Source organism: Roseateles hydrophilus (genome assembly GCF_026712245.1).
GTDB lineage: Bacteria > Pseudomonadota > Gammaproteobacteria > Burkholderiales > Burkholderiaceae_C > Pelomonas > Pelomonas hydrophilus.
Genome location: NZ_JAPPUY010000002.1, coordinates 93156 through 118959, shown reverse-complemented (window position 1 = coordinate 118959; position 25804 = coordinate 93156). Strand labels below are relative to the sequence as shown.

The 25804-nt window shown below is 71.7% G+C and carries 23 protein-coding genes and 1 pseudogene; 15 read left to right on the top strand and 9 right to left on the bottom strand.

All coding sequences use genetic code 11. The features are described 5' to 3' along the window. Nucleotides 1-49: 49 nt before the first annotated feature. Both NYO99_RS07750 and NYO99_RS07745 read left to right on the top strand, forming a co-directional pair. The gene (locus NYO99_RS07750; protein WP_268166584.1) at nt 50-823 is read left to right on the top strand and encodes an NYN domain-containing protein; all 774 of its coding nucleotides are present in this window, start codon (nt 50-52) and stop codon (nt 821-823) included. Between the two features lie 17 nt (nt 824-840). Further along, nucleotides 841-1246: pseudogene (locus tag NYO99_RS07745) on the top strand (type I restriction-modification system subunit M N-terminal domain-containing protein); the annotation flags it as partial. A gap of 361 nt (nt 1247-1607) precedes the next feature. Here NYO99_RS07745 and NYO99_RS07740 read toward each other — a convergent pair. Further along, the gene (locus NYO99_RS07740; protein ID WP_268166583.1) at nt 1608-3287 is read right to left on the bottom strand and encodes a phosphoethanolamine transferase; all 1680 of its coding nucleotides are present in this window, start codon (nt 3285-3287) and stop codon (nt 1608-1610) included. 44 nt (nt 3288-3331) lie between these two features. Then, nucleotides 3332-4039, bottom strand: coding sequence for a phosphatase PAP2 family protein (locus NYO99_RS07735; protein WP_268166582.1), 708 nt, complete (start codon nt 4037-4039; stop codon nt 3332-3334). A 102-nt stretch (nt 4040-4141) separates the two neighbouring features. Between NYO99_RS07735 and NYO99_RS07730 the strand changes: the two genes are divergently transcribed. The 4 genes from NYO99_RS07730 to NYO99_RS07715 are packed head-to-tail and all read left to right on the top strand — an operon-like array spanning nt 4142 to nt 7745. After that, nucleotides 4142-4801 carry a response regulator transcription factor gene (locus tag NYO99_RS07730; protein ID WP_268167360.1) on the top strand — a complete coding sequence of 220 codons (660 nt, stop codon included), beginning with the start codon at nt 4142-4144 and terminating at the stop codon, nt 4799-4801. Then, the gene (locus tag NYO99_RS07725; protein ID WP_268166581.1) at nt 4798-6054 is read left to right on the top strand and encodes a sensor histidine kinase; all 1257 of its coding nucleotides are present in this window, start codon (nt 4798-4800) and stop codon (nt 6052-6054) included. Before NYO99_RS07730 ends, NYO99_RS07725 begins: the two co-directional genes overlap by 4 nt. A 36-nt stretch (nt 6055-6090) precedes the next feature. Next, nucleotides 6091-6834 carry a proteasome-type protease gene (locus tag NYO99_RS07720; protein ID WP_268166580.1) on the top strand — a complete coding sequence of 248 codons (744 nt, stop codon included), beginning with the start codon at nt 6091-6093 and terminating at the stop codon, nt 6832-6834. Further along, nucleotides 6831-7745, top strand: coding sequence for an alpha/beta fold hydrolase (locus NYO99_RS07715; protein ID WP_268166579.1), 915 nt, complete (start codon nt 6831-6833; stop codon nt 7743-7745). Before NYO99_RS07720 ends, NYO99_RS07715 begins: the two co-directional genes overlap by 4 nt. 1 nt (nt 7746) lies before the next feature. Here the strand turns inward: NYO99_RS07715 and nadC are convergent, their stop codons facing one another. Continuing rightward, nucleotides 7747-8610, bottom strand: a complete 864-nt coding sequence (gene nadC / locus NYO99_RS07710; protein WP_268167359.1) for a carboxylating nicotinate-nucleotide diphosphorylase — start codon at nt 8608-8610, stop codon at nt 7747-7749. Then, nucleotides 8610-9308: a fumarylacetoacetate hydrolase family protein gene (locus NYO99_RS07705; RefSeq protein ID WP_268166578.1), complete on the bottom strand. Its 699-nt coding sequence runs from the start codon at nt 9306-9308 to the stop codon at nt 8610-8612. The genes nadC and NYO99_RS07705 overlap by 1 nt, the downstream gene beginning before the upstream one ends. Between NYO99_RS07705 and NYO99_RS07700 the strand changes: the two genes are divergently transcribed. Beyond that, nucleotides 9307-10200 (top strand): septal ring lytic transglycosylase RlpA family protein, encoded by an 894-nt coding sequence (locus NYO99_RS07700; RefSeq protein ID WP_268166577.1) that lies wholly within the window; start codon nt 9307-9309, stop codon nt 10198-10200. The genes NYO99_RS07705 and NYO99_RS07700 overlap by 2 nt on opposite strands. 14 nt (nt 10201-10214) lie before the next feature. Here the strand turns inward: NYO99_RS07700 and NYO99_RS07695 are convergent, their stop codons facing one another. Then, the gene (locus NYO99_RS07695) at nt 10215-10964 is read right to left on the bottom strand and encodes an SDR family oxidoreductase (protein ID WP_268166576.1); all 750 of its coding nucleotides are present in this window, start codon (nt 10962-10964) and stop codon (nt 10215-10217) included. A gap of 22 nt (nt 10965-10986) precedes the next feature. On the opposite strand from NYO99_RS07695, the gene NYO99_RS07690 reads away from it, so the two are divergent. Together NYO99_RS07690 and NYO99_RS07685 are read left to right on the top strand one after the other, a co-directional pair. Next, nucleotides 10987-12174 (top strand): GGDEF domain-containing protein, encoded by a 1188-nt coding sequence (locus NYO99_RS07690; protein WP_268166575.1) that lies wholly within the window; start codon nt 10987-10989, stop codon nt 12172-12174. After that, the gene (locus tag NYO99_RS07685) at nt 12171-13328 is read left to right on the top strand and encodes a GGDEF domain-containing protein (protein WP_268166574.1); all 1158 of its coding nucleotides are present in this window, start codon (nt 12171-12173) and stop codon (nt 13326-13328) included. The genes NYO99_RS07690 and NYO99_RS07685 overlap by 4 nt, the downstream gene beginning before the upstream one ends. 4 nt (nt 13329-13332) lie before the next feature. Here NYO99_RS07685 and NYO99_RS07680 read toward each other — a convergent pair whose 3' ends face one another. Continuing rightward, nucleotides 13333-13539, bottom strand: a complete 207-nt coding sequence (locus tag NYO99_RS07680) for a hypothetical protein (protein ID WP_268166573.1) — start codon at nt 13537-13539, stop codon at nt 13333-13335. Nucleotides 13540-13613: 74 nt separating this feature from the next. Further along, nucleotides 13614-15107: a sulfatase-like hydrolase/transferase gene (locus NYO99_RS07675; RefSeq protein WP_268166572.1), complete on the bottom strand. Its 1494-nt coding sequence runs from the start codon at nt 15105-15107 to the stop codon at nt 13614-13616. Between the two features lie 155 nt (nt 15108-15262). Between NYO99_RS07675 and NYO99_RS07670 the strand changes: the two genes are divergently transcribed. The 5 genes from NYO99_RS07670 to NYO99_RS07650 all read left to right on the top strand — a co-directional run bounded on the left by NYO99_RS07670 (nt 15263) and on the right by NYO99_RS07650 (nt 20742). Continuing rightward, the gene (locus NYO99_RS07670; protein ID WP_268166571.1) at nt 15263-16249 is read left to right on the top strand and encodes a KpsF/GutQ family sugar-phosphate isomerase; all 987 of its coding nucleotides are present in this window, start codon (nt 15263-15265) and stop codon (nt 16247-16249) included. After that, entirely contained in the window at nt 16249-16824 is a 576-nt protein-coding gene (locus NYO99_RS07665; protein ID WP_268166570.1) for a KdsC family phosphatase, read from the top strand. The genes NYO99_RS07670 and NYO99_RS07665 overlap by 1 nt, the downstream gene beginning before the upstream one ends. Continuing rightward, nucleotides 16821-17474: an LPS export ABC transporter periplasmic protein LptC gene (lptC, locus tag NYO99_RS07660; protein WP_268166569.1), complete on the top strand. Its 654-nt coding sequence runs from the start codon at nt 16821-16823 to the stop codon at nt 17472-17474. Before NYO99_RS07665 ends, lptC begins: the two co-directional genes overlap by 4 nt. Further along, nucleotides 17471-18244, top strand: coding sequence for an SDR family oxidoreductase (locus NYO99_RS07655; protein WP_268166568.1), 774 nt, complete (start codon nt 17471-17473; stop codon nt 18242-18244). Before lptC ends, NYO99_RS07655 begins: the two co-directional genes overlap by 4 nt. Nucleotides 18245-18459: 215 nt before the next feature. Continuing rightward, nucleotides 18460-20742, top strand: a complete 2283-nt coding sequence (locus NYO99_RS07650; protein ID WP_268166567.1) for a DUF5916 domain-containing protein — start codon at nt 18460-18462, stop codon at nt 20740-20742. A gap of 76 nt (nt 20743-20818) precedes the next feature. Here NYO99_RS07650 and NYO99_RS07645 read toward each other — a convergent pair whose 3' ends face one another. Both NYO99_RS07645 and NYO99_RS07640 read right to left on the bottom strand, forming a co-directional pair. Beyond that, nucleotides 20819-22381, bottom strand: a complete 1563-nt coding sequence (locus NYO99_RS07645; protein ID WP_268166566.1) for a peptide MFS transporter — start codon at nt 22379-22381, stop codon at nt 20819-20821. A gap of 164 nt (nt 22382-22545) precedes the next feature. Next, entirely contained in the window at nt 22546-23334 is a 789-nt protein-coding gene (locus NYO99_RS07640; protein WP_268166565.1) for an exodeoxyribonuclease III, read from the bottom strand. Nucleotides 23335-23514: 180 nt separating this feature from the next. Here NYO99_RS07640 and NYO99_RS07635 point away from each other — a divergent pair, with 180 nt between their 5' ends. After that, nucleotides 23515-25776: a TonB-dependent receptor gene (locus NYO99_RS07635; RefSeq protein ID WP_268166564.1), complete on the top strand. Its 2262-nt coding sequence runs from the start codon at nt 23515-23517 to the stop codon at nt 25774-25776. The last annotated feature ends 28 nt before the right edge of the window (nt 25777-25804 follow it).

Here is a 25804-nt window from a genome sequence, read left to right as displayed (position 1 = left end):
CCGTCAGCTGCCCGCATAACATCGCTCCCAAAAATCAGGGAGGAAGCCAATGGCATCAACAGAGACGGGCGCGGACTCGCGCGTCGCCGTGCTGGTGGACTGCGACAACACCACGCCCGAGATCCTGGAGTACGCGCTGCGTGTGGTCGCCCAGTTCGGCCGTGTGGTGCTGCGCCGGGGCTATGGCAACCACGCCACGCTGGCCAACAAGTGGCAGGAAGCGCTGGTGCGCCTGGCATTCACGCCCTGCCTGCAATACCAATACGCCGCCGGCAAGAACACCGCCGACATCGCGCTGGCGCTGGACGCCGTTGAGGCGCTCTTCGACCAACGCGCCGACACCTTCTGCCTGGTCACCAGCGACTCAGACTTCGCCTACCTCTGCCGCAAGCTGCGCGAGCGCGGCGCCACGGTGCACATCGTCGGCGAGGCCAAGACGCCGGATGCGCTGCGCAACGCCAGCGACCAGTTCTTCCAATGGACGCCGCCCGAGCCTGCCGTGCCAAGCGAAACCGCCGCAGCCAAGGCGCCCGCCCCGGCCAAACCCAAGCAGCGGCCCAAGACGGTCATCAATGCCGTGCGGCTGCTAGCAGCAGACACGCCGGACGGCCATGTCACCGTCAGCGCGCTAGGCTCCTACCTGCGGCGCACCGACCCCGCCTTCTCCCCGCAGACCCATGGGCACTCCGGCCTGCTCAACATGCTGAAGACCTACGATCTGCTCCATCTCAGGCAAGAGGATGGCGGCCACTGGACGGTTGCCCTTGCCGCGCCCAAGGACGCGCCCACCGCACCTGCAGCCGCACCGCAAGGAACTCCCTAGATTAGCCTCCTGAATCCATCCTCGACGACATCAAGAAAACACTCTGGCGCACGGCCGACAAGCTGCGCGCCAACATGGCCGCGGCCGAATACGAGCAGCTGGTGCTGGGCCTGATCTTCCTGAAGTACATCTCCGACACCTTCGCCGCGCGCCGCGGTGGTGGCACGGCTGGCTGACCCGGCCTACGAATACTTCTACGGCGAAGCCAGCCCCGAAGACCTGGCCGCCAAGGCCGACGACTGCGACTGCTACACCGCCGTCAACGTGTTCTGGGTACCCGAAGACGCCCGCTGGTAAACGCTACGTGGCCGGGTCAAGCGGCCCGAGATCGACAAGCTCATCGACGAAGCCCTGGGCCTGATCGAGGCCGAGAACCCCAAGCTCTCAGGCGTCCTCGCCAAGCGCTACGCCCGCGCGCAGTTAGCTGTGTGAAGGCGTTGGCCGAACTCGAGTGACCCGCGTGGCTGAGCGGTCCGGCTGCGATGCCGTGTTCTTGATTCCAACGCCAAACCTTCGAGGACTGGCTTACTGCGTTGTGTGCGTTGCGTTGGAAGCTTCAATGGACGCAATGCGCCCTGGATCGTGAGTTCAAAGCGCTGCGGCGAATGACGCCCCGCCCCCACACGTCTGACCCGGCTGCAGCCGCGCCGCCTGTCGTCGCCGCGCAGCAGGTCGGCCACCCGCCAGATGCAGGCCGACAGGGCTCGGTGGTTCATGACGCTCCCGCTGTGTGGCTCCCCTGCGGCCCCGGGCCACAGCGGGGCGCATTCTCACCGGGGGCCGCTCAGCGCCGGCAGCCGGCCAGCAGGTCCCAGTCGGGCCGGTAGACGTTGGCCTGCACGCCCACCCAGCCCAACGCGGTGTGGAAGAAGTGGTCGTGCGAGACCGGCCGGTCACGCAGCGCGGGCAGGCAGCCGGGCTTGAGCGAGGCCGCGAGCGCGCCGCCTGCGGGCATCCACAGGATCATGGGCACGTGGGTTTGCTCGCGCGGGGCGAAGGCATAGGGCATGCCGTGCAGGTAGAGCCCGCCCTCGCCCAGCGATTCGCCGTGGTCCGACGCGTACAGCAACCCGGTGTCGAAGCGCTGCTGCTGCGCCTGCAGCCAGGCGATGCTGCGCGCCAGCAGCCGGTCGGTGGCGACCAGGCTGTTGTCGTAGGCGTTGACGACCTGCTCGCGCGGGCACTGCTGCAGCGCGTTGCTGCGGCACTCGGGCTGGAAGAGCTTCTGGTCAGGCGCCGAGCGCTTGAAGTAGGCCGGGCCGTGGCTGCCCATCTGGTGCATCACCAGCACCACGCCGCGGCTGGCGCGCTCGGCGTCCAGCGCGGCGAGGCGCGCGTCCAGGCCGTGCAGCAACGCGTCGTCCAGGCATTCGTCGCCATCGCACAGGCCGGCGGGCAAGGGCGCGGCGCCGCGGGGCAGCTCGGTGGTGGGGCTGTGGGGCACGCGGTCACACAGGCCCTTGCAGCCGCTCTGGTTGTCCAGCCACAGCACGGCCAGGCCGGCACGCTGCAGCACGTCCAGCAGGTTCTCCTGCGGCTGCTTGAGCGCGAGGAAGGCCTCGCGGCCCAGCGGCGAGAACATGCAGGGCAGCGAAGCTGCCGTGGCCGTGCCGCAGGACGTGACGTCGCGCAGGCTCAGCACCGGCAGCGCGGCCAGCTCGGGGTTGGTGGGCCGCGCATAGCCGTTGAGGCTGAAGTTCATGCTGCGCGCCGTTTCGCCGACGACGATGAGCAGCAGCGGCGGCCGGCTGCCCGGCGGCCGCGGCAGCAACCGGGCGTCGGCGCCGATGACGGCCGGCGGCCCGGCCGGGACCACGCCGCCGCGCGAGGCGGCCGCGCCCAGCGAGTACACGGCGTTGAGCGGCGTGATCATGTAGCGCAGCCGCTTGTGGTTGCGCATGGTGGACGACAGGTCGGCGAACACGGCCACGGCCAACAGCGCCGCGGCCAGCAGCCCCAGCACGAAGCCGGCGGCATTGCCACCCAGCCGGGCGCCCAGCCGCTGCACCGGGGCCGCGGGCCGGCGCAGCAGCCACCAGGCCGGCAACGCGCCCAGCAGCGCCAGGCTCAGCAGCAGGCGCCCGCTGAGCAAGTCGCGGGTTTCGTGGGCATCGGTCTGCGCCATGTTCACCACCATGCTGGGGTCGAACACGATGCCGTAGCTGCCGATGAAGTGCGCCAGCGCCGCCGCAGCCAGCAGCAGCAGCGCCAGCAGCGGCCGCCCCACGCGCGGCCAGGCCAGCAGGCTCAGCAGCGCGCCGGTGGCGGCCGTGACGATGCCCGCCATCGCCAGCCCGAAGCCCAGGCCGCGCAGCCCCGCCACCTCGGGCAGCGCCTGCAGCTGGCGCCACAGCGGCCAGTTGGCCAGCAGGCCCATCCACAGCGCGGCCAGCCAGGCCTGGGTGAGCGGGCGAGAGACATCGGGCCGGCACCAGGCCAGCAAGCGCTTGAGGGGGAGGGTCACGGGGAGCTTGGGGGTCAAGGGCGGCGGGCGGGGCCCGCCCGGGGTCAGGATTGCTTCAGCAGCCGGCTGCCGGCCAGCGTGACGGCCCAGCAGATCCAGGCCGTCCACAGCGTGTGGCTGGGGTAATGCGCGCCGCGCACCATCTGCCCCCAGCCGAACACGGCGCCTACCAGCAGCACCGCCCACACCCACGCGATGGCCGCGCGCGGGTAGGCGCGCCGCAGCGCGAAGTAGCCGCTGAAGAACGCAAAGGCCGCACTGGCGTGGCCCGATGGAAAGCAGTGGCCGGCGCCGCCGTCCAGCACGCCGGGCTGCCAGTGCGACACGTACTGGGCCAGGCCGCCGAACTCGGCCAGGTCCCACGGACAGCTGGTGGTGCTGGCGCGCTTGAGCAGCGGAATCAGCAGCACGCACAGCAGCGTCATGCCCAGCCACCAGACGCGCTCGCGGCGGGTTTGCGCAGGCAGCAGCGGCCGCACCACGTTGAGCAGCAGCACGCCCGCCATCAGCCAGGCCAGCGCCCGGCCGCCCTGGTGCAGCACGCCGCTGGTGAACCAGTGCTCGCGCAGCGCGAAGCCGCCCGCGCCGCCCCAGGCGCGCACGGCGGCGAGGTCCAGCCCCGACGCGTCCCAGGCCAGCAGCAGGCCCAGCGACAGCAGCGTGGCCCACCGTTCAACACGCCCGGCGGGCAGGGCCGTTTGCGCGCCGGCCGGCAGCGACAGCGGACACAGGGGCGGGGCTGACAACGACATGGCCCCGCATTGAGCCCACGCCACCTGAAGACAGGCTGAAGCCGTCACGCCCCGCGTGCTAGCGTTCGCAGCCCTGACCTGTTGATGCCCGACCCGACCACGATGCGCCTGCTGCTGCTGGAAGACGATGACGTGCTGGGCGAGGGCTTGCGAGACTTCCTCGCGGCGGAGGGCCACGCGGTGGACTGGGCGAGCACGCTGGGCGCGGCCCGCGCGCTGGCGGCCGACCCCTACGACGCGCTGCTGGTGGACTGGCAGCTGCCCGATGGCTCGGGCATCGCCTGGGTGCGGGCACTGCGCCGCCAGGGCAACACCACGCCGGTCGTGGTGCTGACCGCGCGGGACCTGCTGAGCGACCGCATCGAAGGGCTGGACAGCGGCGCGGACGACTACCTCGTCAAGCCCTTCGAGCCCGAGGAGTTGCTGGCCCGGCTGCGCGTCATCGCGCGGCGGCGCGCCGGTGCGGCCAGCGCCACGCTGGCGCTGGGCCCGGTGGAGATCGACCTCGCCGCCCGGCTGGCGCGGCGCGACGGCGTGGACGTGGAGCTCACCGCGCGCGAATGGGCGCTGCTGGAAGCACTGGTGCAGCGCAGCGGCCGCATCGTCGACAAGCGCGAGCTGGAGCTCATCGTGCTGGGCGGCGACGCCGAGGTCGCCAGCAACGCGCTGGAGGTGCATGTGTCCAGCCTGCGCCGCAAGCTCGGGCGCGAACTCATCGAGACCCGGCGCGGCCTGGGCTACCGCCTGGTGCCGGCGCCATGACGGCGCTGCCGTCCATCCAGGGCCGGCTGTCCCGCTTCGTGCTGGGGCTGACGCTGCTGTGGGCGCTCGCGGGCGCGGGCCTGGTGTGGCTGGCCGTGCGCGCCGAGGTGGACGAGCTGATGGACGAGACGCTGCAGGACGCCGCCGACGCAATGGCCCAGGCGCTGCAGGTGGCGCCACCGCCCAGCGGGGCTGCCGCGGTGGTGGTGAGCGGCGCGGCGCCGGACAGCCATTTCTCGTGGCAGCTGGTGGGCGGCGACGGGCGGTTGCAGGCCCGCTCGGCGCGCGCACCGGCCCAGCCCTTCCATGCCGTGCCGCAGCACGGCTTTGCGGAGGCCCAGGACCGCTGGCAAACCTACGGCCGGCCCCTGGGCGCAGCCACGCTCTACGTGGCGCAGACGACGCAGGAGCGCCGCGAGGCGCTGACCGCCGTGGGCCTGGCCAGCGCGGGCACGGCGCTGGGCGTGGGCCTGCTGGCGCTGGCGCTGCTGCGCGCGCGGCTGCGGCGCGAGCTGCGGCCGCTGCACGACTTCTCCACCGCGCTGCGCGGCCACGACCCGCTGGCCCCGGCCGCCACCCTGCCCGCCGCGACGCGGGCCGAGATCGCCCCCATGCACGACGCGCTGGCCGAACTGGGCCAGCGGCTGCAACGCCGGCTGGCCAACGAGCGCGCGTTCACGGCGCACGCCGCCCACGCGCTGCGCACGCCGCTGGCCGGGCTGGACGCGCAGCTGGCCGTCGCGCTGCGCGAGGCGCCGCCACCGCTGCACCTGCGGCTGGCCCGCATGCGCCAGGCGGCCGGCCGGCTCAGCCGCGTCGTGACGGCGCTGCTGACGCTGTTCCGCAGCGGCGTGGACCTGCAGCGCCAGCCGGTGGACGTGGCCGGCCTGTTGGAGCGGCTGCCGCTGGACGGCCTGCACATCGACGCGCCAGCCGCCGCCACCGTGCAGGCCGATGCCGACCTGCTGGCCGCGGCACTGATCAACCTGGTGGACAACTCGCTGCGCCATGGCGCCCGGCGGCTGCAGGTGGCGCCGGTCGGGCACAACCGGCTGCAGCTGCGGGACGACGGCAGCGGCTGCACGCCCGAGCGCGTTGCGGAGCTGCAGGCCGCGCTGCAGGCCGAGCAGTACGACGGCCACATGGGCCTGGGCCTGATGCTGGCCGACATCGTGGCGCGCGCCCACGGCGGCCGCCTGCGGCTGCTGGCTGGCGGCCCGGGCTTCGGCGTCGAACTGGACCTCGGCCCGTAACATGCGCGGCAGATCACCTCCGCAAGGACCCCCGCCATGACTTACTGCGTCGCGATGCGCCTGCGCGCAGGCCTGCTGTTTGCGTCCGACACCCGCACGAATGCGGGCGTGGACCACATCGCCAGCTTCCGCAAGATGTACCAGTTCCAGATCCCGCACCAGCGCGAGATCGTCATCCTGACCGCCGGCAACCTGGCCACCACGCAGTCCGTCATGTCGCTGCTGAACCAGCGCCTGCAGGGCGAGGGTGAGCACCTGCTGAACGTGCCCAGCCTGTACGACGCCGCCGTGCTGCTGGGCCGCACGCTCAAGGAGGTGGTGTCGCGCGACACGCCGGGCGGCGCGCAGGGCCAGGGCGTGGACTTCGGCGCCAATTTCCTGATCGGCGGCCAGATCCAGGGCGAAGGCCCGCGGCTGTTCCACGTCTATCCGCAGGGCAATTTCATCGAGGCCACGGAAGACACGCCCTACTTCCAGATCGGCGAGAGCAAGTACGGCAAGCCCATCATCGACCGCGTCATCCGCTACGAGACCACGGCGCTGGAAGAGGCGGCCAAGTGCACGCTGGTGAGCTTTGACTCCACCATCCAGTCCAACCTGTCCGTGGGCCTGCCCATCGACATGCTGATGCTGCGCGCCAACCGCTTCGAGCAGGCCATGCAGCCGCCGCACCGCATCGAGCGCGACGACCCCTACTTCCTGTCGCTGCGCAGCGGCTGGAGCGCCGGCCTGCGCAAGGTCTTCGACGAGCTGCCCAACGAGCCGTGGTTCTCGACATGAGCGCCGGCACGGCCCCGCCGCTGACGCTGCAGCCCTGGACCCACGCCTCGCCCGTGACGGGCACCACCTTGCACGGCTGGCGCTCCGCGCCCACGGGCCGGCCGCTGCTGCACTTCCTGCACGGCAACGGCTTCTGCGGCCGCGTCTACGAGCCGCTACTGCAGCTGCTGGCGCGCGACTTCGACCTCTGGCTGTGCGACGCGCCCGGCCACGGCGACAGCGAAGCCACGCCCCGCTTCCTGGGCTGGAACCGCTGCGCCGAGGCCGCGCTGGAAGCCTTGCAGGCCGGCCGCGCAGCCTATGGCGACGTGCCGGTGATGGCGGTGGGCCACAGCTTTGGCGGCGTGCAGACGGCGCTGCTGCTGGGCACGGCCGGCCAGCCCTTCAGCCGCGCAGCGCTGCTGGACCCGGTGCTGTTCCCGCCGCCCATGCTGCTGGCCGCGCGGCTGATGGGCCGCACCGGCACCGGCCTGGTGAACCCGCTGGCCCGCGCCACCAAGCGCCGCCGCCCCAGCTGGCCCAGCCGCGAGCACGCCCGCCAGGCCCTGCGCGGGCGCGGCACCTACCGCGGCTGGACCGAGCCGGCGCTGGATGCCTTCGTCGCCCACGCGCTGCGCGACAGCCCCGACGGCCCGACCGGCCAGGTTCAGCTGAAGTGCTCACCCGCGCTGGAGTCCACCATCTTCAGCACCATGCCCGAGCGGCTGTGGAGCCGGCTGCGCCGCATCGCCGTGCCCACGCTGCTGCTGCACGGCGACACCACCATGCCCTTCGTGAAGACGGGCTGCGCGCGAGCCCACGCGCACAACGCGCCGCACGTGCATGTGCAGGTCACGGCCGGCGGGCATTGCTTCATGCAAGAGCACCCCGAGGACACCGCGGCCCGCGTGCGGGCGCACCTGCTGGGCTGACTCAGACTGGCCCCAGCACCCGCATCGAGTAGTCGGTCGCGCGCACGTCCTTGGTCAGGCGGCCGATGGAGATGCGGTCCACGCCAGTGGCCGCGATCCAGCGCAGCTGCTCCAGCGCCACGCCGCCCGACACCTCCAGCAGCGCCCGGCCCGCGTTGACGGCCACGGCCTCGCGCATCTGCGCCTCGCTGAAGTTGTCCAGCAGCACGCTGACCGCACCCGCCTCCAGCGCCTCGTGCAGCTGGGCGATGGTCTCCACCTCGACCTGGATGTCCACGCCGGACTGCAGCGCCTGCGCGGCGCGCAGCGCCAGCGCCACGCCGCCAGCGGCCGCGATGTGGTTTTCCTTGATCAGGATGCCGGCATACAGCGCCAGCCGCTGGTTCTGCCCGCCGCCCACGCGCACCGCGTACTTCTGCGCCAGGCGCAGGCCGGGCAGCGTCTTGCGCGTGTCCAGGATGGCGCAGCCGCGCGGGTTGGTGCTGGCGCCGACCACCGCGTCCACATGGGCACGCGTGCTGGTGGCGGTGGCGGACAGCAGCTGCAGGAAGTTCAGCGCCGGGCGCTCGGCGCTCAGCAGCAGCCGGCCATCAGCCTCGATGCGGCAGACGATGCTGTCGGCCGCCATCAGCGCGCCCTCGTCGTACAGCCAGGTGATGCGGGCGCTCGGGTCCAGCGTCGCGAACACGCCGTCGAACCACTCGCGGCCGCACAGCACGGCCTGCTCGCGCACGCGCACCTGCGCCGCCACGCGCCGGCCGGCGGGCACGAGCTGGGCCGTCCAGTCGCAGCGGCCGATGTCCTCGGCCAGCGCGTCGTGGATGTTGCGGGCGCGGGCCTGCGCCAGGGTCTCTTCTTCAAACATCATTCGGCCGGCCCGATCGTCAGTGCAATGTCGCCCAGGCCCTCGATGCGGCCCGTGATCACGTCGCCCGGCAGCACCGCGCCCACGCCGGCCGGCGTGCCGGTATAGATGAGGTCGCCCGGGTGCAGGCGGTACAGGTGGGACAGGTTGGACACGATCTCGGCCTGGCGCCAGATCATGTCGGCCAGGTCGCCGCGCTGCTTCTCCGCGCCGTTGACGGCCAACGTGATGGCGCCGCGTTCCAGCAAGCCCACGTCGGCCACGCGCACGATCTCGCCCAGGATGGCGGACTGGTCGAAGCCCTTGGCCGTGTCCCAGGGCTTGCCGGCGGCCTTGGCGGCGGCCTGCAGGTCGCGGCGCGTCATGTCCAGGCCCGGCGCGTAGCCCCAGATGGCGGCCGTGGCCGCCTCGGGCGTGACCTTGAACACCGGCGCGCCGATGGCGATCACCAGCTCCATCTCGTAGTGGTAGTTCTTGGTCTCGGTCGGGTAGGGCACGGTGGCGCCCGAGGGCGTCAGCGCGGTGGCCGGCTTGGTGAAGTAGAACGGCGCCTCGCGCGTCGGGTCGGCGCCCATCTCGCGGGCATGATCGGCATAGTTGCGGCCGACGCAGAAGATGCGGCGCACCGCGTAACGCGCGTCCGTGCCGCGCACCGCGGCACTGGGAATCTCGGCCGGAGGAAAGACGAAGTTGCTCATGGATTGGCATCGCCAATGGACACAGACCGCGCAGCATACTGGGCCGGCCCTGGCGCTCGCGCTGGCGGCACTGCTCAGCGGCTGCGCCAGCCGCCCGCCGGCCAGCGGCCGTGACGGCCCGGAGGCCAGCCCGCCCGCCAACCTCAACCAGGTGCCCGACGCCGTGCCGCGCCTGGAGGCCATCCGCGTGGGCGGCCCCAACAAGCCCTACGAGGTGCTGGGCGAGCGCTACGAGCCCATCACCGTGGACGCGCCCTACACCGACCGCGGCCTGGCCTCCTGGTACGGCAAGAAGTTCCACGGCCGCCCCACGGCCAGCGGCGAGGTCTACAACATGTACGCGATGACGGCCGCACACCCGACGCTGCCCATCCCCAGCTACGCGCGGGTGCGCAACCCGGCCAACGGGCGCGAGGTCATCGTGCGCGTGAACGACCGCGGCCCCTTCCACAAGGGCCGCATCATCGACCTCAGCTACACCGCCGCGCTGAAGCTGGACCTGCTGCGCGGCGTGGCGCCGGTGGAGGTGCGACGCATCACCTACGCCGAGATCCGCGCGGGCCGATGGCAGCCGCCTGCCGAGCCGGCGCCGCTGTTCGTGCCCGACGGCGCCCCCGGCGCCCCGCAGCGCGAGGGCACGCCCGGCGCGTCCATCGGCGCCGGTGTGTGGCTGCAGTTCGGTGCGTTCAGCCGGCTGGACGGCGCCGAGGCGCTGCGCCAGAAGGTCGCCGAGGCTGACCTCAGCCTGCTGCCGCTGCTGACCATCGTGCGCGAGGCCGGCCTGCACCGGCTGCGCGCCGGCCCCTTCCCGACCGTGGACGAGGCGCGCACGCTGGCCGAGCGCCTGCGTAGCGAGCGCGGGCTGGACAGCAGCCTCATCGAGAAGCGCTGACGGCGCGGGCCGTCTCAGCGCCCGCCTGCCACGTCCAGCAGCGCACCCACCGTGTAGCTGGCCGCGTCGCTGAGCAGCCAGACCACGGCCTCGGCGATCTCCTCGGGGCGGCCCAGGCGCTGGATGGGCAGCGTGGCGGCGGCACCCTGTGCGTCCATGCCGCTGCGGCCGTGGATGTCGGTCTCGATGATGCCGGGCCGCACGCCGTTGACGCGGATGCCCTCGCTGATCAGCTCACGGGCCAGGCCCTTGGTGAGCGTGTCCACGGCGCCCTTGGTGGCGGCGTAGTCCACATAGATGCCCGCCGAGCCGTACTCGGCCGCCCGCGAGCTGAGGTTGACGACTGAGCCGCCGGCCCCGCCGCGGGCCGTGCTCATGCGCCGCGCGGCCTGCTGGCAGCACAGCAGCGTGCCGATGACGTTGACATCGAACAGCCGCCGCCAGCGCGCGGGGGTCATGTCTTGCAGCCGCGCCTGCGGGGCGACGATGCCGGCGTTGTTCACAAGGCCGCCGAGGCGGCCGCCGGCCGCATCCAGCCGCGCGAACATCGCGGCCACCTGGGCCTCGTCCGCCACGTCGGCCTGCAGGGTCAGCGCACGCTGTCCGAAGCCTTGCACCTGACTGGCCAGCCGCTCGGCGGCGGCGCTATCCTGCATGTAGTTGATGGCCACGTCCCAGCCGGCCTCGGCACAACGCAGTGCGGTGGCCGCGCCGATGCCCCGCGAAGCGCCGGTGATCAAGACCCAGGCCCTCTGGCCTGGCATGAGGGCTGTTCTCTCTTTCTGCATGGATTTCCTCGACGTTTCGACGATTCTGCAGGTCAGCGCGCTGTTCAACCTGATGGCAGCACTGGCCTGGCTGGTGCTCGCCCAAAGCTTTCGCATCGCGCCCCGCGCCAGCCGGCTGATGGCGGCCGTGCACCTGACGCGGTTGCTGACGCAGGGCTGCACCGAATGCATGGCCGGCTGGCCGGCGCTGCTGCGCGACAGCCTGACGGAGTTCGGGCTTCTGGGCTGTCTGGCGCTGCTGCTGCTGGCCGTGCGCCGCATGCTGCGCAGCCGCCAGCGTGCCCACGATGTGGCCTGGGTCAGCGGCCTGGGAGCGCTGGGCATCGCCGTCGGGCTGAGCCAGCCGGCGACCGTGATCGCAGCACTGAGCAGCACCGCAGCGGCCACCGTGCTGGCGGCGCTGGCCACGCGCGAGGTCGTGCGCTGCGCCGGCAGCGAGTTGTCGCGCACGGTGGGTGCGCTGACCACGCTGCCCTTCATCGCGATGGTGCTCATGGGTCTGGCGCATGGCGCCGAGCTGCTGACCGACCCGGGCTGGGCGGCACGCAGCATGGCCAGCACCTCGCCATCGGCGGCCCGCGCCTCGCTGTGGCTGCTGATCACCGTCAGCACCACGCTGAGCCTGATCGCGCTGATGATCTGGCGCGTCGTCACCCGCATCCAGCACCTCACCTACCGCGACCCGCTCACCGGCGCGCTGAACCGCCGCGCGTTCGAGCAGGCGCTGGAAAGCGCCCAGGCCCAGTTGCAGCGCGGCCACGGCTTTGCGCTGGCCATGATCGACATCGACCACTTCAAGCGCATCAACGACCAGCACGGCCACCAGGCCGGCGACGCCGCGCTGCAGCACTGCGTGCGCATCTGGCAGGCCAACCTGCGCGAGGTTGACCGCCTCGGCCGCCTGGGCGGCGAGGAGTTCTGCGCTCTGCTGCCGCTGGCGCCCGGCAGCGATCTCAGCAGCGCCGCCGCCGTGGCCGAGCGCCTGCGCACCGGCCTGGCGGCGCAGCCGCTGCGCTGGCGGGGCCTGACGATGCCGCTGTCCGCCAGCTTCGGCGTGGCGCTGCCGGTGGTGGGCGATGCCCAGGGCGAGATCGGCCTGGTGCGGGCCGATGCCGAGCTCTATCGCGCCAAGACCGAGGGGCGCAACCGCGTCTGCGTGGCGACACCGCTGGGCGGCACGCCATGATTTCGCCCGCGCAGACGCTGACGCTGCTGGCCGCCATCATCATGGTCGGCGCCATCGCCTCGCTGGTGTGGATGGCGCTGGCGTGGGCCGCGCGCATCACACCGCGCGCATCGCTGCTGATGGCCGGCGCCAACCTGGCCTCGGCGGCGTCCTTGGCGCTGCACGCCTTGCGCGGCGTGCTGCCGGACCTGCTGACCTACCGGCTCAGCGACCTGCTGGCCGTGCTGGCGTTCGCGCTGCTCGGCACGGCAGCCCAGGCCGTCTACCACCGCCACCCGCCCTGGCGGGCCACCGCCCTCACGGCCGCCTGCACCGGCCTGCTGCTGACCCTGCTGCCCTACGAGGGCGACCTGCGCTGGCCGGCCCGCGTCGTCAATGCGGGCTGCGCCGCGCTGTGCCTGGCCGCCGGCATCGCCGTGTGGCGGCAGCTGCGCGCCATCGATGTCCGCCGCACGCCCGCCCGGCTGGCCATGCCGCTGCTGCTGATCGGCGCCCTGATGGCGGCGCGCGGCCTGGAGACCTTCATCAACCCCGGGCGCACCCCCGACATGCGCCTGCCCACGCCGTTCAACCTGGCCTTCCTGTGGGCGGCGCTGGTGCTGACCCTGGTGCAGAACTCGACGCTGGCCTTCCTGGTGCTGATGCGCCTGATCCAGCGCATCGAGCGGCTGCTGGAACGCGACGCGCTGACCGACACGCTGAACCGCCGCGCCTTCGACCGTGCGCTGGCCGACGCGCACGCCTGGCTCAAGCGCGGCCGGGGCTATGCGCTCGTGATGATCGACATGGACCGCTTCAAGCAGCTCAACGACACCTTGGGCCACGCGGCCGGCGACGCCGCGCTGCGCCAGATGGTGCGCGAGCTGCAGCCTTGCCTGCGCGAGGTGGACCGCTTCGGCCGCCTCGGCGGCGAGGAGTTCTGCGTGCTGCTGCCCGACACCGACATCGCCGGTGCCGCCCTGGTGGCCGAGCGCATGCGTGCGCTGGTGGAGGCCACGCCGCTGCGCTGGCTGGAGCAGGACTGGCCACTGAGCGCCAGCTTCGGCATCACCGAGGCCGAGCGCGGCGACGCCGATGGCGGCACCGTGCTGGCCCGCGCCGACGCGGCCATGTACCGCGCCAAGGGCCAGGGCCGCAACGTCGTGCAGGCCTGATCGCTCAGCGGCACCGCCGCGTGTCCAGCACCTCGGCCTCCTGGCGCGGGGTGTAGATGCGCCGGCTGCCTTCGGCCAGCAGCTGCTCCACCGTGCGGCGGTCCACCGGCACGGCCGGGCCGTCCAGTCCGAGGCGCGGCTCAACCGCGCGGTACGGCAGGCCCGGCGGCGGCATCAGGGCATTCAGCAGGCGTTGAGGCAGAGCGTTCATGGCAGCAGCAATGAGGGCGTCGTACTGGGACAGACGCCATCCGGGGCGCCGGTGCGACAGCCCCCAGCCGCCGTTCAGCGCGCCGCCAGCCACAGCCGCTGGAAGAACGGCGAGCGGCAGGACAGGCGGCCGTCCATGCGCGCCAGGCCGTCGCGCTCCACGAGCGTCGCGGGCTGGGCCTCGGCCAGCAGTGACACCCCGAGGCCCAGCCGATGCGGCTGCGGCGACCAGCGCAGGCCCACCGCCTCGGCCAGCGTGGGCAGCACATCCACGTGCGTGAACTCGCGCTGCCGGTCGGCCGCGGGCAGCAACCGGCCAGCGGCGTCGTAACGGGCCAGCGCATGGAACACGGCGCGACCGCCGGCGGCCGGCGGCTGCAGCTCGTCGTCGAGCAGCGGCGCGGGGTTGAGGTGATCCCCCATCACCCACACCACCTTGGGCCGGCCATCGCGCTGCGCGACAAAGCCCTGCACCAGCCGCGCCACGGCCCGGTCGGCGCAGCGCAGCGCGCCGCGCATCAGCTCGGCGGGCTGTTCGTCGTCGTCCTCGTCGGCCGCTCGGGCAGGTCCCGCGTCGCAGCCCGGCTCGCGTGCGCCAGCCGGGCCGTGGGTGTTGACCGTCAGCACCAGGCGCAGCTGCGGCGCGCTGCCGGCCGCCGGGCGCTGCAGGTCGGCGAGCACCTGGTCCACCAGCGCGCTGTCCAGCAGGCCCCAGCCCTGCGACGGCACCGGCACGCCGGCCTGCCGCCATTGCTCGGCGCCGAAGCGCCGGGCCACGCCGTGGTCGCGCAGGAACTGGCCCTTGCCGGCAAAGCGCAGCGAGGCCCCTCCGTAGAAGCTGAGCTGCCAGCCCTGCGCCGCGAGCACATCGGTCAGGCAGCTGCCGCCGGCAAAGAAGTGGCTCGCGTATTCAAAGGCGTTGCGGCTCATGACGCCCACCGGCTGCAGCGGCAGGCCGCACAGCGCGCTGAACAGCCCGCCCATCGTCCAGCTGGCCCCGCTGAGGTTGCGCAACTGGCCCAGGGTCTGCGTCTCGCCCTGCCAGCGGGCCAGGGCCGGCAGCAGCGCCGCGGCCGGGTCGCGCGGGCGGGTGTAGGCCTGGTCCAGCGACTCGACGAACACCAGCAGCACATCCGGCCGCACGGCCGGCGCAGCCCAGCGCACGCGGTCTGGCGCCACGTAATGGCGGGCAAGGTAGTCGCTGCCGTCGGGCTCGGGCTCGCAGGGGTCGGCCACCGTCGCCTGCACCGACACCACCGCCCCGGCGCCCAGCAAGCCCAGCAAGGGCCATCGGGGCCAGCGCCGCAGCCGCCCGAGCAGCAGCAGGCTCAGCGCCGTCAGCGCGACGACGCCGGCCAGGCAGCGCAGCGCGCGCCACTGCAGCCGGCCGTCGGCCTCGCCCAGGCCGCCATGCTGCAGGTGGAACAGCACCTGGTCTGGCGTGACCAGCCCGAAGTAGTGGCGCATGAACCAGCTGACGCCCACCACCGCCCACAACGTGAACACCAGCAGCACCAGCCAGGCACGGCGCGACGACGGAACGGGGTGGAGCGGCGGGGTGGCAGGCATCGCCGGCCAGTCTGGGCACGGCGCTTTGCCGACGTGTCTGTGCTCTGTTGCCGAGTGTTGTGCCGTGCAAAGCACTGTGCGCCGAGCACCGCGCACGGTGGCGGGCGGCCCGCTGGCCAACGCAGCGCCGGGCGGGCCTTGTCTACACTGGCCGCATGAGTTCCCCCGTTTTTGACGCCCAGCGCGCCATCGAGATCGGCCGCCAGGCGCTGGCCGTCGAGGCCCGTGCGCTGACCGAACTGGCGCCGCGCCTGGCCGAGCCGTTCGCGCGCGCGGTGCAGACCATCCTGAGCTGCCGCGGCCGTGTGGCCGTGATGGGCATGGGCAAGAGCGGTCACGTGGGCCGCAAGATCAGCGCCACGCTGGCCTCCACTGGCACGCCGGCGCTGTTCGTCCACCCCGCCGAGGCCGCCCATGGCGACCTGGGCATGGTGACCGGCGGCGACATCGTGCTGGCGCTGTCCAACTCCGGCGAGAGCGACGAGCTCAACGCCATCCTGCCGGTGCTCAAGCGACTGGGCGTGCCCGTCATCGCCGTCACCGGCCGGGCGCAGTCCAGCCTGGCTGCGCATGCCGACATCGTGCTGGACAGCGCCGTCGCCGAAGAGGCCTGCCCGCTGCAGCTGGCGCCCACCGCCAGCACCACGGCGCAGATGGCGCTGGGCGACGCGCTGGCCGTGGCGCTGCTGGACGCGCGCGGCTTCAAGGCCGAGGACTTCGCCCGCTCTCACCCCGGCGGCGCGCTGGGCCGCAAGCTGCTCACCCACGTTCGCGACCTGATGCGCCACGGCGACGCGCTGCCGCGCGTGGCCGCCGACACCGGCTTCAGCGAGCTGATGCGCGAGATGAGCGCCAAGGCGCTGGGCATGGCGGTCGTCGTCGATGCCGAGGACCGCGTGCAGGGCATCTTCACCGACGGCGACCTGCGCCGCCTCATCGAGCAGGGCCGCGACCTGCGCGCGCTGACCGCCGCCGAGGTGGCCCACCCCAAGCCGCGCACCGTGCCCGCCGAGGCGCTGGCCGTGGACGCCGCTGACCTGATGGAGGCCGCCCGCATCACCGTGGTGCTCGTCGTGGACGCCGAGCGCCGCCTGCTGGGCGCCATCAGCATCAACGACCTCATGCGCGCGAAGGTGATCTGATGGCCGCGCTTCGCTTCCCGCCCGAGCTGCTTGTGCGCGCCCAGGGCACGGGCCTGGCCATCAAGGTGGCGCTGTTCGACGTGGACGGCGTGCTGACCGACGGCCGCATCTACATCGGCGAGCGCGGCGAGGAGTTCAAGGCCTTCAGCACGCTGGACGGCCACGGCCTGAAGTCGCTGCTGCAGGTGGGCATCACGCCGGTCATCATCACCGGCCGCGACAGCCCCGCCGTGCGCCGCCGCGTGGGCGACCTCGGCCTGCCGCATGCGCTGTACGGCATCAGCGACAAGCTGGCTGCCGCGCGCCCGCTGCTGCAGCAGCTGGGCGTGGACTGGGGCGAGGTGGCCGCCATGGGCGACGACTGGCCCGACCTGCCGCTGCTCAGCCGCGCCGGCTTTGCCTGCGCGCCGCCCGGGGCGCATGCGGAAGTGCTGGCGGTGGCCCACCACGTCACGCGTGCGCCGGCCGGCTTCGGTGCGGCGCGCGAGTGCTGCGACCTGCTGCTGATGGCGGCCGGCCACTACGAGCGGCTGCTGCACGCCCACCACGAGACGCTGGACGGAGGCCGCACTTGAGCGCGACGACGCTGCCGGCCCCGACGCCGCGCCGCCGCCCGCCCCAGCCCTGGCTGTGGCGGGTGCAAAGCCTGCTGTCCAACTACCTGCCGCTGCTGCTGATGGCCTTCCTGGCCGGCGGCACCTGGTGGCTGGTGAAGAACACGCCGCTGCTGGGCGAGGCCGGTGAGCTGGCGCCGCCGCGCCATGTGCCCGACTACCGCATGGCCAACTTCGAGATCCAGCGCATCGGCGCGGACGGCCGGCTGAGCGTGCAGATCGCCGGCGCCGAGCTGCGCCACTACCCCGACACCGACACCATCGAGATCGACAACGTGCGCGTGCGCGCCATCGCGCCGGACGGCACGCTGGCCATCGCCGACGCGAAGCGCGCGCTCAGCAACGCGGACGGCAGCGACCTGCAGCTCAGCGGGGACGTGCGGCTGCGCCGCCTGCCGGCCGGCGCTGCCGACAACGCGCCCGCGCTGATGGAGGTGCGCAGCGAGTTCATGCAGGCGCTGTCCAACAGCGAGGTGCTGCGCTCCCACCTGCCGACCACCGTGCGCCAGGGTGGCGTGACGCTGAACGTCGGCAACTTCGAGTACCGCCACCTGACCGGCCAGCTGCGCTTTGCGGGCAAGGCGCAGGGGCAGATCAACACCGGCCGATGAGCGAGCTGGTCTTCATCACCGGCGCGTCCAGCGGCATCGGCCAGGCGCTGGCGCTGCGCTACTACCGCGATGGCGCCCGCCTCGCGCTCGTGGCACGCCGCACGGACGAGGTTGCGCGCTGGGCCGCCGAGCAGCAGCTGGACGCCGCCCGCTTCGCCATCTACGGCGCCGACGTGGCTGACAGCGAGGCCATCGCCCGCGCCGGCCGCGACTGCATCGCGCGCCAAGGCCTGCCCGACGTCGTCATCGCCAACGCCGGCATCAGCGTCGGCATGGACACCGCGCAGTTCGACGACCTGGACGTCATGCGCCGCACCTTCGCCACCAACAACGTGGGCCTGGCCGCCACCTTCCACCCCTTCGTGGACGCCATGTGCCGGCGCGGCAGCGGCACGCTGGTGGGCGTGGCCAGCGTGGCCGCCATCCGCGGCCTGCCGGGGCACGGCGCCTACTGCGCCAGCAAGTCGGCGGTGGTGGCCTACTGCGAGAGCCTGCGGGGCGAGTGCCGGCCCTTCGGCGTGCGCGTCGTCACGCTGCTGCCGGGCTACATCGACACGCCGCTGACGCGCGGCAACCGCTACAGCATGCCCTTCCTGATGCCGGTGGAGGACTTCGCCGCGCAGGCGGTGCGGGCCATCCGCGCGCAGGTCAGCTACCGCGTCATCCCATGGCAGATGGGCGTGCTGGCCAAGGTCCTGCGGCTGCTGCCCAACAGCCTGTACGACCGCCTGCTGGCGCGCCGGCCACGCAAGAAGCGCGCGACCGAGTGAGCGCGGCAAGGCACGCGTGGCTACACTGCGCGCCTCGCACCGATTGCCGCTGCACCGAGGCGGCCAAGGAGGGCACGATGTTGAAGGTTCTTCACCCCTGCTAAGGCTCGCGCGCTGACGCTCATTCCAGCGCGCCCGCACCCGCCGCCCCACCGGGCGCCTTGCATTCCGCCGCCGCCCGACCCGGGCCCGCGGCGCCATCGGTTGTTGACACCATGACCTTCCGCCTCCTCGGCCTGGGCCTGCTCGCCCTGGCCCTGCCCGCCTGGGCCCAACCGCCCCTGGCCCTGCGCCTGGGCCCCGCCGACACCGCACCGCACATCGACGGCCGGCTCGACGACGACGCCTGGCGGCGCGTGCCCGTGCACGACCGCTTCGTGCAGTTCCTGCCCACCGACCGGCAACCCGCGCGCTGGCGCACGACCATGCAGGTGCTGGTCACGCACGACGCCCTCGTCTTCGGCATCCGCGCCTGGGACCCCGAGCCCGGCCGCCTGGTGGCGCCGCTGGCGCGTCGCGACCAGGTCAAGTCCGACCAGGATTTCATCACCGTCTTCATCGACCCCGTGGGCCACCGCCGCACGGCGCAGTACGCGCGCGTCAGCCCGGCCGGCGTGCTGGAGGATGGCCTCTTCACCGCCGAGGACGACGCCGAGGACAGCGCGCCCGACTTCGACCTGCAGGCCGCCGCACAGCGCCTGCCGGACGGCTACAGCGTCGAGCTGCGCTGGCCGCTGGCGGCGCTGCGCTTCCCGCACACCGACGGCGCGCCGTGGCGCGTGATGGTTGCGCGCAACATCCCGCGCGAGCAGCGCACGCTGGATGTCAGCGCGCCGGCCATGACCAAGAACGCGCTGAACTTCATCGCCGAGCTGCAGCCGCTGGAGGGCCTGGGCGATCTGGTGGCGCAGGTGCGCGAGCGCAGCTTCATCACCTTGCGGCCCGAGCTGACGCTGCGCGCCACCACCACGCGTGACGACGCCGGCCCGACGCGGCGCACCCGCCAGGCCTCGCTGGGCGCGGAGTTCAAGTGGCGGCCACGCGCCGACTGGGTGTTGGACGCGACGCTGAACCCCGACTTCTCCCAGGTGGAGCTGGACGAGCCCCAGCTCGCCGGCAACACGCGCTTCGCACTCAGCGTGCCGGAGAAGCGGCCGTTCTTCCTGGAGAGCGCCGACGTCGTGGGGCCCACGCAGGCCGACGAGTCCGGCGAGAACCGCAGCCTCGCGGCCTTCTACACGCGCGCCATCACCGACCCGGCCTGGGGCCTGCGCGCCACCTGGCGCGGCGCGGGCGCCGAGGCCACGGCGCTGCACCTGCGCGATGGCGGCGGCGGCCCGGTGCTGCGGGCCGGCGCGTTTGCCACGCGCACGGGTGTGCAGCCGCGCGACTCGGAGGCCAGCTTCGCGCGCGGGCGCCTGCAATGGGGTGCGCTCGGCCTGGCCGGGCTGGTGTCGCACCGCGACTTCGGGCCCGGGCTCACGACGCAGGTGGCCGGCAGCGACGGCACCTGGCGTGCGGGCGACAACGACCAGTGGCGCGGCCACCTGCTGCTGTCGGCCACCACGCTGGGCGTGACCGAGGACGGCGGGGTCGGGCGTGTGGCGCGCCAGCGCGGCCACCGCGCGTGGCTGGGCTGGCGCCACCTCGATGCGGACTGGTTCGCCAACGTCAACGTCGAGGAGGTCAGCCCGCGCTTCGCCAACGACAACGGCTTCGTCAGCCAGAGCGGCATCCGCCGCGCGTCGCTGTTTGGCTACCGGCGCCTGGGCGAGCGCACGCTGCTGGGTGTGGACATGCATGAGAGCGAGCTCACGCTCAAGCTGCAGGAGACGCGCACGCTGGCCGACCCGCTGCTGGGCGTGGCGGCGGGCCAGGTGGTGGACCGGCTGTTCCAGCCCGGCTTCTGGTTTGCCGCCGCGCGCAACACCGGCGTCTGGGGGCATGTGGGGCTGGACAGCTATCGCGCGAGGAGCGGCGGTCGGCGGCACGACACGCGCACGCTGCTGCTGGGCGTGGAGTCCAACCCGGGCGAGTGGCTGAGCTTTGTGATGGCCGAGGTCGAGTGGGGCCGCCGGCTGGACGTGGAGGCCGACCGCGTGGGCACGGGCCTGCAGGCCCAGCTGGAGGCCAAGCTGCGCACGCCGCTGCCGGGTGGCTGGTGGCTGGAGTTCGAGCAGCGCCTGGGCCTGGGCACCGTGGACGCGCCCGATGGCCGGCGCGCCTTCACCGACCGCAGCGCGCAGAGCCTGGTGGTGCTGCACCTCAGCGCACGCGACACGCTGCGCCTGATCCACCAGCAAACGCACACCACGCGCCGCGACGACGCCGCCCTCGGCCTCGCGGCCGCCGCCGAGCGCCACCGCCAGCTGGCGCTGATGTTCCAGCACCGCGTGGGGCTGTCGCGCCTGGCCAGCCTGGGCCTGAACCGCGCCAGCGCACGCCCCGGCCTGGCACGCAGCCACGAGCTGTTCGCCAAGCTGACGCTGGGCTACTGAGGCCCGCCTCGGCGGGCTATGAAAAAGCCGCCAGGCCCGGCGGGCGCTGGCGGCTTAGCAGCAGCGGAGTGCAGGCTCAGTGCACGCCGTGCATCCACTTCTTCATCAGCGGCGTCATGGCCATCAGCACGACACCGGCGCCGATGGGGATGATGGTGAAGATGAGGAAGAAGGCCGACATCGAGTACGTGGACGAGATGTGGTCGATGTAGGCGCCGGTGGAGCCGGCGATCTTGTTGGCGATGGCGGAGTTCAGGAACCAGACGCCGAACATCAGGCCCAGCAGGCGCGCCGGGGCCAGCTTGGAGATGTAGCTCAGGCCCACCGGCGACAGGCACAGCTCGCCCATGGTGTGGAACAGGTAAGCCAGCGTCAGGAACATCATGCTGACCTGCGCGGTCTTGGCGCCTTGCGGGATGCCGGCCGAGCCGTAGGACAGCACGGCGAAGCCCAGGCCCAGCAGCACCAGGCCGGTGCCGAACTTGACCGGGCCGGACGGGTTCCACTTGTCCTCCCACATCTTGGAGAACATCGGCGCCAGCACGACGATGAAGAAGCTGTTCAACACGCCGAACCAGGTGGCGGGCACCTCGCTCTGGTCCATCGCGAACTCGCGGCCCAGCATCCACAGGCACAGGCCCCAGATGATGGCGAAGGCCAGCGCCAGCGAGGCATTGGCCAGCGCGTACTTGCCGCCCGTGGCGCGGTAGAGCTTGAACAGCAGCCAGGTCAGGATGGCGGCCGGCACCAGCGTCATCGCGGTGTTGATGACCTTGAAGATCAGGCCGGCGCTGCCGCTGAGCGTGCGGTCGGTGTAGTCGGCCGCGAAGATGGTCATGGAGCCGCCGGCCTGCTCGAACGCGAACCAGAAGAAGATCGTGAAGAACGAGAACACGAAGATGGCCTTCAGGCGGTCGGCCACCACGTGCTTGGGCGTGTCGTCCTGGGCCTCGGCGGCGGCCAGGCGCGCGGCAGACTCGGCGTCCACCTTGTCACCGATCTTGCCGAACAGCCCCTGGCTGAGCCAGAACTGCAGCGCGCCCAGGATCATGAAGATGCCGGCCAGACCGAAGCCCAGGTTCCAGGAGATCTTCTCGCCGATGTAGCCGCACAGCGAGATGCCGAAGAAGGCGCCCGCGTTCACGCCCATGTAGAACAGCGTGTAGCCGCCGTCACGGGCGCCCTCGTTGTCCTTGCCATAGAGCTGGCCCACGATGGCCGAGATGTTGGGCTTGAACAGACCGGTGCCGAGCACGATGAGGGCCAGGCCCGCGTAGAAGCTGGGCACCGTCTCCAGGAACAGCGCGATGTGGCCGGCGGCGATGATGAAGCCGCCCAGCAGCACCGAGCGGCGCGTGCCCAGGATGCGGTCGGCCACATAGCCGCCGAGGATGGGCGTCAGGTAGACGAACAGCGTGTACCAGCCGTACAGGTCCAGCGCCTGCTCGCGCGTCCAACCCCAGCCGCCTTTGCTGGCCTCGGCGATGAGGAACAGCACGAGCAGCGCCCGCATGCCGTAGTAGGAGAAGCGCTCCCACATCTCCGTGAAGAAGAGGACGAACAGCTGGTTGGGCTGGCCAAGAATGGTGGCGCCTGCAGGCGGCGTGGCCGGATGGGCCACGGAGGTGGGGGTAGTCACGTCAGTCGTTCCAGGAGGGACCCGATAGGGCGGCGGCGCGGGCGGTGGCCCGCAGACAGGAGCGCGATTGTCCGGCCCCAGCGCGCGGTTTCTGCGCCGCGAAACCTCGGGATTCCCCTGAAGGCCCGGCCTGCGCGGGCCGGCTCAGCGACGGCCTTGCCAGCTCAGAGCTGGAAGTCGTAGTCGATGCTCAGCGGCGCGTGGTCGCTGAACTTCTGGTCCTTGTAGATGGCCTCGCTGCGGGCCAGCGCGGCCAGCGCCGGTGTGGCCAGGTGGTAGTCCAGCCGCCAGCCCACGTTGTTGGCATAGGCCTGGCCCCGGTTGCTCCACCACGTGTAGCAGGTGTCGGTCGTGTCGGGCTGCAGCCGGCGGTAGACGTCCACCAGGCCGCCCTCGCTCAGCAGGCGCGTCATCCAGGCCCGCTCCTCGGGCAGGAAGCCGCTGTTCTTCTGGTTGCTGCGCCAGTTCTTCAGGTCGGCTTGCTGGTGCGCGATGTTCACGTCGGCCACCAGGATGAACTCGCGCTCGGCCTTCAGCGCCTGCAGGTGCGGGTACATCGCGTCCAGGAAGCGGTACTTGGCTTGCTGGCGGTCCTCGCCCGAGGAGCCGCTGGGAAAGTAGCAGCTGATGAGGCTGAGCTTGCGACCGGGCTTGTCGTAGCGAGTCTCCACCCAGCGGCCCTCGCCGTCGAACTCGCCGCCGTCGAAGCCGATCAGCACCTCGCTGGGCTCCTGCGCCGTGTACAGGCCCACGCCCGAGTAGCCCTTCTTCTCGGCGTAGTGGAAGTGGCCCGCCAGGCGGTCGCAGGTGCGGAACTGCGCTTCGACGACGTCGGCCTGCGCCTTGAGCTCCTGCACCCCCACGGCGTCGGCCTTCTGCTGGGCCAGCCAGTCGAAGAAGCCCTTGCTGGCGGCGGAACGCACGCCGTTGAGATTGGCGGTGATGAAGCGCATCGGGTTTGCGAGGAGATGAGGCGGCGCGCAGTATCGCAGTGCAGCAAACGCACAACACCCCGACCCGCTTTCATCACGAAAGCGTCATCTGATCTTTACGATCCCGTAGGAAACAGAGGCGTTACAGCGCCCATTTTTTTGTTCCGCGCAGCCCAACCCCCGTCAACCCGAGGATTTTTCATGCCGAACCATCGTCTCACTCCGACCCTGCTCGCGCTCGCGCTGGGCGCCGCCTTCCCGATGCAGGCCGCCGTGGCGCAAGCCGCCGCCGCGCCGGAAGCCAAGAAGGACGTCAGCCAGCTGGAGGCCGTCATCGTGACCGGCAGCCGCCGCGCCGAGAACCTCAAGGACGTGCCGCTGTCGATCTCGGCCATCAAGTCGGAGGAGCTGGACACCTACAACGCCAGCGGCCAGGACATCCGCGCGCTGTCGGGCAAGGTGCCCAGCCTGAACATCGAGTCCGACTTCGGCCGCACCTTCCCGCGCTTCTACGTGCGCGGCCTGGGCAATACCGACTTCGACATGAACGCCTCGCAGCCCGTGGGCCTGGTGTATGACGACGTGGTGCAGGAAAGCATCGCGCTGAAGGGCTTCCCGGTGTTCGACATGGCGCAGGTGGAACTGCTGCGCGGCCCGCAGGGCACGCTGTTCGGCCGCAACTCGCCGGCCGGTGTCATGAAGTTCGACTCCGCCAAGCCGACCAAGCGCCTGGAGGGCTACGCCAACATCGGCTTCGGCCGCTGGAACGCCACCAACCTGGAAGCGGCCGTCAACGTGCCGGTCAGCGATGACCTGCAGGTCCGCGTGGCCGGCCTGGTGCAGCGCCAGGACGACCGCGTGCACAACCCCATCGCAGGCGCCACGTCTGACCTCGAGGGCTACAACGACAAGGCCCTGCGCCTGCAGGCCCTGTACAAGACCACCGGCTTCGAAGGCCTGTTCAAGGTGCAGGCGCGTGACTACAAGGGCACGGCCACGACCTTCCGCGCCAACATCATCAAGAAGGGCACGAACGACTTCGTCGACGGCTACAACGACGCCTACTACCCCACCGACGGCTACAACTCGCAGACGCTGAAGTCCAACGAGGTCAGCGCCCGCCTGCGCTGGGACTTCACCGGCGTGTCGCTGTACTCGATCACGTCGCACGCCCGCGCCGAGTTCTACAGCCGCGGTGACGTGGACGGCGGCTTCGGCGCCCCCTACGCGCCGCCGTCGGGCCCCAACTACGGCAGCCAGAACGCCAACATCCCGTTCGACGCGCAGACCGCTGACGGCATCCCCTACCTGCGCCAGACGACGCAGGAGTTCCGCCTGCAGTCCACCACCAGCGACGCGATGCAGTGGATCCTGGGCCTGTACTACTTCAACGAGAAGCTGCAGGTGGACAGCTTCAACTTCGACAGCTTCAACGCCGGCGACACGCAGAACGGCTATGCCGTACAGCACCAGAACGCCAAGTCCTGGGCCGCCTTCGGCAACGTGAAGTACACGGTGACGCCGGAGCTCAAGCTCACGGCCGGCCTGCGCTACACGGACGACAAGAAGGACTTCGACGCCGCGCGCACGCAGACGCCGTTCGGCGGCAAGAACGTCGGCCCGCTGACGGCCAACCCCGCGTCGACGAACTGGAGCTGGGACCTGGGCGCCAACTACGCGCTGAGCAAGACCACCAGCCTGTTCACGCGCGTGGCCACCGGCTACCGCGCCCCATCCATCCAGGGCCGCGTGCTGTTCGGCGACACCATCTCGGTGGCCAACTCCGAGAAGATGCTGTCCATCGAAGCCGGCTTCAAGGCTGACCTGCTGGACAACACCGCCCGCATCACCGGCACGGTGTTCAAGTACCGCGTGAAGGACCTGCAGCTGACCGCCGGCAGCGGCAGCGTCAACCAGAACCGCCTGGTCAACGCTGCCAAGGCCGAAGGCCAGGGCTTCGAGGTCGATGCGCAGGCCATCATCGCGCGCGACTGGCGCACGACGCTGGGCTTCTCGTACAACGACACGCAGATCAAGGACGCCGGCCTGTTCGTGTCGCCCTGCGGCTCGGGCTGCACGGTGCGTGACCCGGCGGGCCCGTTCGCCGGCACGGTCAGCATCAACGGCAACGACCTGCCGCGCGCACCCAAGCTGGTGTGGAACTGGACGCTGAAGTACAGCACCGAGCTGGCTGGCGGCGAGCTGACCGTGCTGACCGACTGGGCCTACAAGGACAAGTACAACATGTTCCTGTACGAGGCCGTGGAGTACCGCGCCAAGTCGGCGCTGGAAGGCGGCCTGCGCGTGGGCTACGCCTGGGCCGATGGCAAGTACGAAGTGGCCGCCTATGGCCGCAACATCACCAACCATCGCCAGATCGTGGCCGCCATCGACTTCAACAACATGACCGGCATCGTCAACGAGCCGCGCAGCTACGGCGTGCAGTTCAAGGCCTCGTTCTGAGGCAACGACCGCAGGGGCCCCGGGCCCC

Coding starts and splice junctions, on each gene's coding strand:
- NYO99_RS07750 (WP_268166584.1), top strand. CDS start 50: ATGGCATCAACAGAGACGGGCGCGGACTCGCGCGTCGCCGTGCTGGTG.
- NYO99_RS07735 (WP_268166582.1), bottom strand. CDS start 4,039: ATGTCGTTGTCAGCCCCGCCCCTGTGTCCGCTGTCGCTGCCGGCCGGC.
- NYO99_RS07730 (WP_268167360.1), top strand. CDS start 4,142: ATGCGCCTGCTGCTGCTGGAAGACGATGACGTGCTGGGCGAGGGCTTG.
- NYO99_RS07725 (WP_268166581.1), top strand. CDS start 4,798: ATGACGGCGCTGCCGTCCATCCAGGGCCGGCTGTCCCGCTTCGTGCTG.
- NYO99_RS07720 (WP_268166580.1), top strand. CDS start 6,091: ATGACTTACTGCGTCGCGATGCGCCTGCGCGCAGGCCTGCTGTTTGCG.
- NYO99_RS07715 (WP_268166579.1), top strand. CDS start 6,831: ATGAGCGCCGGCACGGCCCCGCCGCTGACGCTGCAGCCCTGGACCCAC.
- nadC (WP_268167359.1), bottom strand. CDS start 8,610: ATGTTTGAAGAAGAGACCCTGGCGCAGGCCCGCGCCCGCAACATCCAC.
- NYO99_RS07700 (WP_268166577.1), top strand. CDS start 9,307: ATGGATTGGCATCGCCAATGGACACAGACCGCGCAGCATACTGGGCCG.
- NYO99_RS07705 (WP_268166578.1), bottom strand. CDS start 9,308: ATGAGCAACTTCGTCTTTCCTCCGGCCGAGATTCCCAGTGCCGCGGTG.
- NYO99_RS07695 (WP_268166576.1), bottom strand. CDS start 10,964: ATGCCAGGCCAGAGGGCCTGGGTCTTGATCACCGGCGCTTCGCGGGGC.
- NYO99_RS07690 (WP_268166575.1), top strand. CDS start 10,987: ATGGATTTCCTCGACGTTTCGACGATTCTGCAGGTCAGCGCGCTGTTC.
- NYO99_RS07685 (WP_268166574.1), top strand. CDS start 12,171: ATGATTTCGCCCGCGCAGACGCTGACGCTGCTGGCCGCCATCATCATG.
- NYO99_RS07680 (WP_268166573.1), bottom strand. CDS start 13,539: ATGAACGCTCTGCCTCAACGCCTGCTGAATGCCCTGATGCCGCCGCCG.
- NYO99_RS07675 (WP_268166572.1), bottom strand. CDS start 15,107: ATGCCTGCCACCCCGCCGCTCCACCCCGTTCCGTCGTCGCGCCGTGCC.
- NYO99_RS07670 (WP_268166571.1), top strand. CDS start 15,263: ATGAGTTCCCCCGTTTTTGACGCCCAGCGCGCCATCGAGATCGGCCGC.
- NYO99_RS07665 (WP_268166570.1), top strand. CDS start 16,249: ATGGCCGCGCTTCGCTTCCCGCCCGAGCTGCTTGTGCGCGCCCAGGGC.
- NYO99_RS07655 (WP_268166568.1), top strand. CDS start 17,471: ATGAGCGAGCTGGTCTTCATCACCGGCGCGTCCAGCGGCATCGGCCAG.
- NYO99_RS07650 (WP_268166567.1), top strand. CDS start 18,460: ATGACCTTCCGCCTCCTCGGCCTGGGCCTGCTCGCCCTGGCCCTGCCC.
- NYO99_RS07640 (WP_268166565.1), bottom strand. CDS start 23,334: ATGCGCTTCATCACCGCCAATCTCAACGGCGTGCGTTCCGCCGCCAGC.
- NYO99_RS07635 (WP_268166564.1), top strand. CDS start 23,515: ATGCCGAACCATCGTCTCACTCCGACCCTGCTCGCGCTCGCGCTGGGC.